Raw genomic sequence first — 7083 nt, forward strand, 5'->3', positions numbered from 1 at the left:
TGTCATCGATGTCAATTGTCCTACGGCATCGTAGCCGTACTGTAGGAGTTTATCGCTACCGTTACTGCCAACCGGTGCGCGCAAGGTTGCAGTGTTTAACCAACCGCGTGTCGTGTAAGTAAAATCACTGACAATACCGTTTGCATCAATCATTTGTAGTACACGACCGCTGGCATCATAGGCTGTGTATTGCTGCACATGACCCAATGCATTGGTGACGCTACTCACGTTGCCATTGCTGTCGTAGGCCATAGTAGTGATGTCATTGACATCGGTTCGCGGGCCGTCCGCGGTTTCGATCTGGCCGTTGCTGTGGTAGGTGTAGGACCAAGATTGTTGGGCGACGGTATTGAATGAAATACTAGCGAGACCAATCGTAAGTAGCGATGCGCTGGCAAAACTCGTATATTTTTTTAAGGTGCTACTGCTTTCCATATTGACTATCCCTAAGCTGAGTAGATAAATAATGTCGTTACAAAAAATAGATAACTAAGAATTGTATTTATTCGATTTCGGATAAAACGAATCCTTGTGGCGGTGTATACAACAATTCATTCGTTTGAAAATGTACCGTCGCCTGGCCATACATACTTATTGATACCACCGGGTAAAACAAACCAGTTAAATTTGAAAAATGCGCTCCAGTCCCGGCAGAAGGATCGCCCTGCCACACGCCGTTTAAGCCAAACCATAATTTCCCTGTATCTGGATCAAACGCAATCATTAGCCGGTCATTATTGCCATGACCAATTGTCACTCCGGATTGGCCATTGTTGTAGAGTGCGCCATTATTGGTCCACCAACCATAACTATTTGCAGTCTTACCGGGGTAGTTACCTTGCGTCACTATCAAATCATCACTGCCTAATCCTGCAATAACATCGGTTGATGTTGGGCTCACCTCCCAATAATATTTTTTACCCGGAGCTAAAGCGCCTTTGGCATAAACTAAACGTTGAGAGTTCGCTAAGTTCGCTCCCGACAAGGTCGTATTGTTATCGGTAAGTTGTAATCCATTAACCATTCGCGCAACATCCAAATAATTCCTTTGAAGGTTTTCCGTAGGATCAGTACCGGCGACGAATTCGTCATAATTTGAAACGCCATCACCATCAAAATCTTCGGTACCAACATGTGATAAGTCTTCAAAAAATTGAATTTCCCAAACATCAGATAAGTTATCTGCATCTGAATCAGAATTACCATCTGTTGGGTTTAGATCTAACTCAAATTCCTCCTGATTACTCAAACCATCAGCATCAAAATCGCCCTCAGGTGCTTGTATTAAATTGCCAAAATATTCGTGCTCCCAGTTGTCATGTAAACCGTCTTCGTCAACATCATGCAATTCAGTTAACACAAAACCTTGCGGCGCTGAATACAACCATTCTGTCGAAGAAAAATGCATTGTCGCTTGTCCATGCATGCTTATAGAAACAACCGGGTAAAACAACCCAACCAGATCCGAAAAATGTGCCCCCGCACCTAACGCGGGATCACCTTGCCACACGCCGTTTAAACCAAACCATAATTTTCCTGTATCGGGATCAAACGCAATCATTAGTCGGTCATTATTGCCGTGACCAATTGTCACTCCGGATTGGCCATTGTTGTAGAGTGCGCCATTATTAGTCCACCAACCATAACTATTGGGAGTTTTTCCCGCGAAGTTACCTTGCTCAACTAAAAGATCGTCACTGCCTATTCCAACAATTACATCGGTTGATGTTGGGCTCACCTCCCAATAATATTTTTTACCTGGAGCTAAAGCACCTTTGGCATAAGCTAAACGTTGAGAGTTCGCTAAGTTCGCTCCCGACAAGGTCGTATTGTTATCGGTAAGTTGTAATCCATTAACCATTCGATCAGAGTCTAAAAAATTAACGTATGAATTTTGCGTAGGATCTGTACCGGCAATTAACTCGTCATAATTCGAAACGCCATCGCCATCAAAATCTTCGGTGCCAATGTGCGATAAATCTTCAAAAAATTGAATTTCCCATGCATCAGATAAATTGTCATCATCTGAGTCTTGATTGCCATCTGTTGGATTTAAACTCAATTCGAACTCTTGCCAGTTAGTTACTCCGTCATTATCGAAGTCCGCAGTACCTGAATATTGCAATGAACCAAAATAATTCTGCTCCCAAAGGTCAGCAAGGCCATCTTCATCGCTATCAACTGTGTTGTAATCCAAGTTGGGATCAAATGGTGCCGCATGGTTAACTACCATGCTTAATTGTCGCCCCTGAAGGTCGTAGGTATAAATAGTTTCTCTGTTGGGTTCAATTATTTTGGTCCGCAAATTATATTGCGGATGCCATTCTGTCAAAATTAAACGCGCCAGTGTTGAACCGTGTCCCTCGATACGAGCGGATTCCAACCCTCGCTCGTTATAGTGATAAAAAGTGGTATTCCCCTCCCAATCTGTTTTGGTTTTCAACAATCCTGTCGGGTAATAACTATAGTTTTTGTTTGCCGCTTCGCATCCCGAAGACTGATGGCCTTCAACAAGTACCTTTTTTCTTTCACCAGCAATAATTTGAAAATGATAGGTTGTTTGTTTGCCTAATTCGCTGGTCACCACAACCCGTGGATCTGTGGAATGCTCGAGGTTCGCGTAATCGATAGTAACGTTTTCAACACCACCACTTCGCTGTGAAGAATTCGCGCGCCCTTGAACATCGTATGTCCATGTCGCAAATCGCACGCCGTTTTCGTCGGTAATACCAGTAAGTGCATTCGGGAATGAGGTATTTTCATAATGATAAATGACCGACGCTAGTTCAACGTTGTTTTCGGATTCCGTTCGAGCAATTAGGTTATCATTTGTATCGTATGAATACTGGTAGTTAATATTGCCAGGAACCTCAACGTTCACGACTTTACCGTAAGACCAAGTGAATGAAATATCGCCGTCACGATTACTTTCAATAACTGCGAGTTGGCCAATTTCGTCGTAGGATAAAAATTGTTCGTCGCCAGATTTATAAACCACGCGGGCCAATCTTCCCTCGGCATCATAAGTAAGGGTATTAGCGTTTTCCTCCTGCAATTCCCAGCCGAGCAAGATGCCGTTGTCGTCGAGCCGACGAAGTATCGTACTGGAATCCGCGTAACCGGTGTAAACTCCATTGCTTTCAGTAAAAACGAGCGATTCCCCATTTGCGCGGGAAACAAAAACCGCACCATTACCGCCTTGCTGCACCGAAGTTTCGAAGTTAAAAAGCCACTCGCCCTTAACGGAATTATAGGTACGACTCAATATTAAATTCTGTGAACCAGCGTAATCCACCACAGTTTCGGTTTTATTGCCTAGCTCAATCGAGATAGAATTTACTTCACAAGATTGCGCAAAATCTTTTTCGGGCACCAACAAAGCTGAACACTCTTGATTATTATTCGCTAAATTCCCAGGGCAATCAGCTGTGCGCTCCCGCTTAATAACGAATCCATCACTAGACCAATCGCCGTTACTGGGGTTTTGACAATATTCAACCGTTACGCCTCTTAAATTTCTAACTTCTATCCCATATTGAAAATCCGATGGCCATTTGGGAAAAGAAGAGCCTGGACCACACACTCCGGCTGAACCCCAAGTACCATAATTTGTTATTCGTTGATCCTGCCCACAGCCTCCGTAATACATTTTTGCACCCTCCTCAAATGCTTTTTGTTCATCTGGGAACGGACCCTGCCAAGAATTACATCGAACATGATAATACTGCCATTCTAAAGTTTGTGGCTTCGCTTTTACTTCGGCGCTAACATCAATTGTTACCGCATAAACCACACTGATCAACAAAACCAAATGCAAGCGAGCAAGGCTTACCGATCGGTTTTTTCTCAAAGTAAAATTTTTATATCTAGTATTTCCAAAAGATGTTCTACAAATCATAAATACATTATCCATAAACATTATTGTAGTTCGAGAATACATAAGATAAATCGCAATAAAACTATATTTACATAATCAATAAATTTTTATCTGGGCAGTCCTGCTCAGCAGGACCCAATAAAAACACCTTCGACCGCCACAGCTCAACTTAATCGACCAGCGGCGGCCTCGTAATCTAACCATGTTATATTCCGATTCACGTCCATATGGGAGACCTCGGTTGAATTGTTGAAATTTGAATAAATTTTTGTGTCGATTTTTTTATTCTACCCATGAGGTTCTCATTTATTGTCAAGGTAAAGCATCGCTCGTTTGCGACAATAAGCGCCCTCCCGCATCATAGGTAAAAATTGTTTCCTTACCAGGCTCTATAATTTTTGTACGTAAATTAAATGTTGGGTGCCATTCCGTCGTTATTGTGCGCTCTTGTGGCGTACCAACTGCTTCGGCACGAGAAATTTCTAGGTTACGTGCGTTGTATTGATATGAAGTCGTGTTACCTTCCCAGTCAGTTTTGGTTTCTAAAAGACCCGATGGGTAATACGTGTAGTTTTGGATTGCGGCAATGCAGTTTGCCGATTGATGACCTTCGACTTGTGTGATCTTGTATTCGTCATTAATTTGAGTCAATTGATAGGTGCTTTGTTTACCTAAATCATTGGTTAAGGTGCGAGACCCATCGACATTGTATTGAACTTGTGTTCTCTCGACACCAGAATTTAACGGTCCTTTTTCACTGCTTATAGCGCGGCCTTGCGTATCGTAAATGACAGAAGAAATACGGTTGCCGTTCTCGTCAATAATCCCGGTAATGTAGGTGGGAAAATTTGTATCTTCGTATAAATACTGTCGAGTTGAATCATCTGAGTAAGTCACGGTTGACAATACCGATACCCCACCAATAGTTATGTACTCATAGTTAATCACAATTCCATCTGAAAACTCAGCGGAAGCAAAACTTCCATCGGTATTTTTTGTCAGCGTTAAAGATTTGTCGTTTTGAGAAACAACTATTTGATTTGCTATGTAACTTATACCAATCAACTCACCGTAGTTGTCAGCGATCGACAATAGTCGGCCCGTTTCACTATAAGTTTCATAGCGATTATCGGCAAATGTTAGGGTATAGACAGATCCGTCAAATGTTAAGCTTTCGTGACTTTGCGAAGGTGGAATAAAATTATCACCGTCTATTAAAAATCTTATTTGCTTCCCGTTGTCTTTAAAGTAAACCACGGAATCAATGTCAAATATTAACTCTTGGTTGTAGCTAAAATCCCATAATCCGGTTACAGAATTATAATGTCTCGCGAAGGATATACCGGTATGCCCCTCAATCTGATTGAAGTATTTATTACCGGTAGCAATATTAATTGGCCTACAGGTATTATTAGGTGTGGGCCCTGTATTTAAGCTTTTTTTGCAGCCACCAGCCAAGAATGGCTCTGGACCAGAACCGCATTCATACGACGCCACATACCCGTAAATCTTAAAACCAATGTTTGATATGCCATGATCGAGGTAGACTTGGTCGCCATAGCAAAAGTGAATTGTTAGCATGTCGTAGGCTGGCAGATAAAAAACATTCTCCCAATAAACAGTTACATACTCGTACGGGTATGTATTGCCCACACGCCTCTGAATTGCACTACTTGCCGCGATCGCTTCGCAAGCATCATTCAGTGAGTAAAACGTTTGGTTAATATTTCCTCTCGCCTGAAAGTAACGATTTTCAGAAAAGGTATTTGCGCTTATAAAAACACATATAGCTAAAACAATTAAAGTCGATTTCCAAGGGCTATCCATAATTACTCCAAAATAAAACTCTTAAAAATTTAATATGCTTTTATTCGCGGCACCTAAATTTGTTAATCTTAATAAGGTGAACAAATATTTTTCACTGGATCCTTCCCCCATTCTGAGGAATGGTAGCTCAAAGCCAAACACTAAGGCTTGCCTAAATGCGCTAGATCAAAGTCTAATAAGGTACGCAGTCAGCTAAACATAGTTGCTATCATGGCGTCTCATTAATAACCGTCAGTAGATTTAATTTTCTAAATTGATTTTTGTTGTGCTCGTAGATAAAAAAGCGGTGAGTTTTCAACACCGCTTTTTCGAACAGGTTTTACTGGCTTACATCATAGTATTCTGAATAGGTGTGGTTGCCTGGGTAGATCAATCCCGATTGAGCACCTTGGGTCGTCCAGTTAATACCATCGTCTGAGTACTGCAAACTAAACCCTTGAATATATCGCGTCGCATTGTCGAAGCCAGCTTGCCGTACTTTAGAAACAGCCTGCGGAGTTGCGCCAAAATCCCACTGCATATAAAAGCCTGGTGCCGTAACTACACTGGCTTCCCACCAGTAGTTAGAGTTGACGTTATTATCATGTAAAGGCGCAGCGTTGCCAGAAGAAAAAGTGATTGTTGCTAAGGAATTTAAACTGCTGTTATCTGCCAACGACAATTCAATTTCTGAAATTTCTAACAACGAAGCTCCTAGCTGAATACCATTGATTCGCCAATACTGATGTGCCCCACCTGAACCACCACCTGTTCCACCACTAGAGATAACCGCAATGGGTGCTAAAGCTAATTGCGATAGGCGGCAATAACCCTGAAAAAGATTTGTATCATCGACTTCTGCAACCAGTTCTAAGCCACCGCCATAGGCACTGAGCAATAAGGTTGTCGCAAGTTTTTCGCTCTCGGGTAAGGCAATATAAACTAAATCACCTGCGCCTTTATCTCCGCTTGGGCAAGTACTCAAAGAATCTACGCCACTTAATTGAAACCAACTCCAACTTTCGTTCAAGGCTGGATTGGCACTACCAAGAACTGCGTTATAAACGACGACATTCCCGCTGGCAGTAACATCGGCGTTCACGGCAATTTGGAATGGCAATATAAAGAAACAAACGATGTAGATTATATTTTTTAGTTTCATGATTCCCTCTGAATTCATTTTCAAAAATTAAAGATAACGTTAAATAATTGGGGCCTAGGCTAAGAATCGCGATTCAAATCAATATAATAATTCTTGACCCATGATTGGATATTTAAAGTGAGCAGGTATCGGCTTAATGCCATCAATTCGACTAACGGGATTTTTATCTGAGAGGTGTTCCTGTGCATCACTCAAGCCATCCTGATCGAAATCACCAACTCCATCGCGATTTAATGAC

General features: G+C 41.8%; 4 protein-coding genes. All 4 read right to left on the reverse strand.

Translation table 11 applies throughout. The annotated features are described in order from the left end of the window. Positions 1 to 435, reverse strand: a 435-nt coding sequence (locus ACYUCY_RS18150) for an RHS repeat domain-containing protein (protein ID WP_460227954.1), incomplete at its 3' end; no start/stop codon positions are given. Positions 436 to 502: 67 nt separating this feature from the next. Next, on the reverse strand, positions 503 to 3898 hold the full coding sequence (locus ACYUCY_RS18155) for an SPRY domain-containing protein (RefSeq protein WP_460227955.1): 3396 nt from the start codon (positions 3896 to 3898) through the stop codon (positions 503 to 505). Between the two features lie 291 nt (positions 3899 to 4189). Continuing rightward, a complete protein-coding gene (locus ACYUCY_RS18160) occupies positions 4190 to 5704 on the reverse strand; it encodes a DUF6531 domain-containing protein (protein WP_460227956.1) in 1515 nt (504 codons plus the stop codon). A 319-nt stretch (positions 5705 to 6023) separates the two neighbouring features. Further along, a complete protein-coding gene (locus ACYUCY_RS18165; protein ID WP_460227957.1) occupies positions 6024 to 6845 on the reverse strand; it encodes a hypothetical protein in 822 nt (273 codons plus the stop codon). Positions 6846 to 7083: the final 238 nt, after the last annotated feature.

Source organism: Aurantivibrio infirmus, from assembly GCF_054767315.1.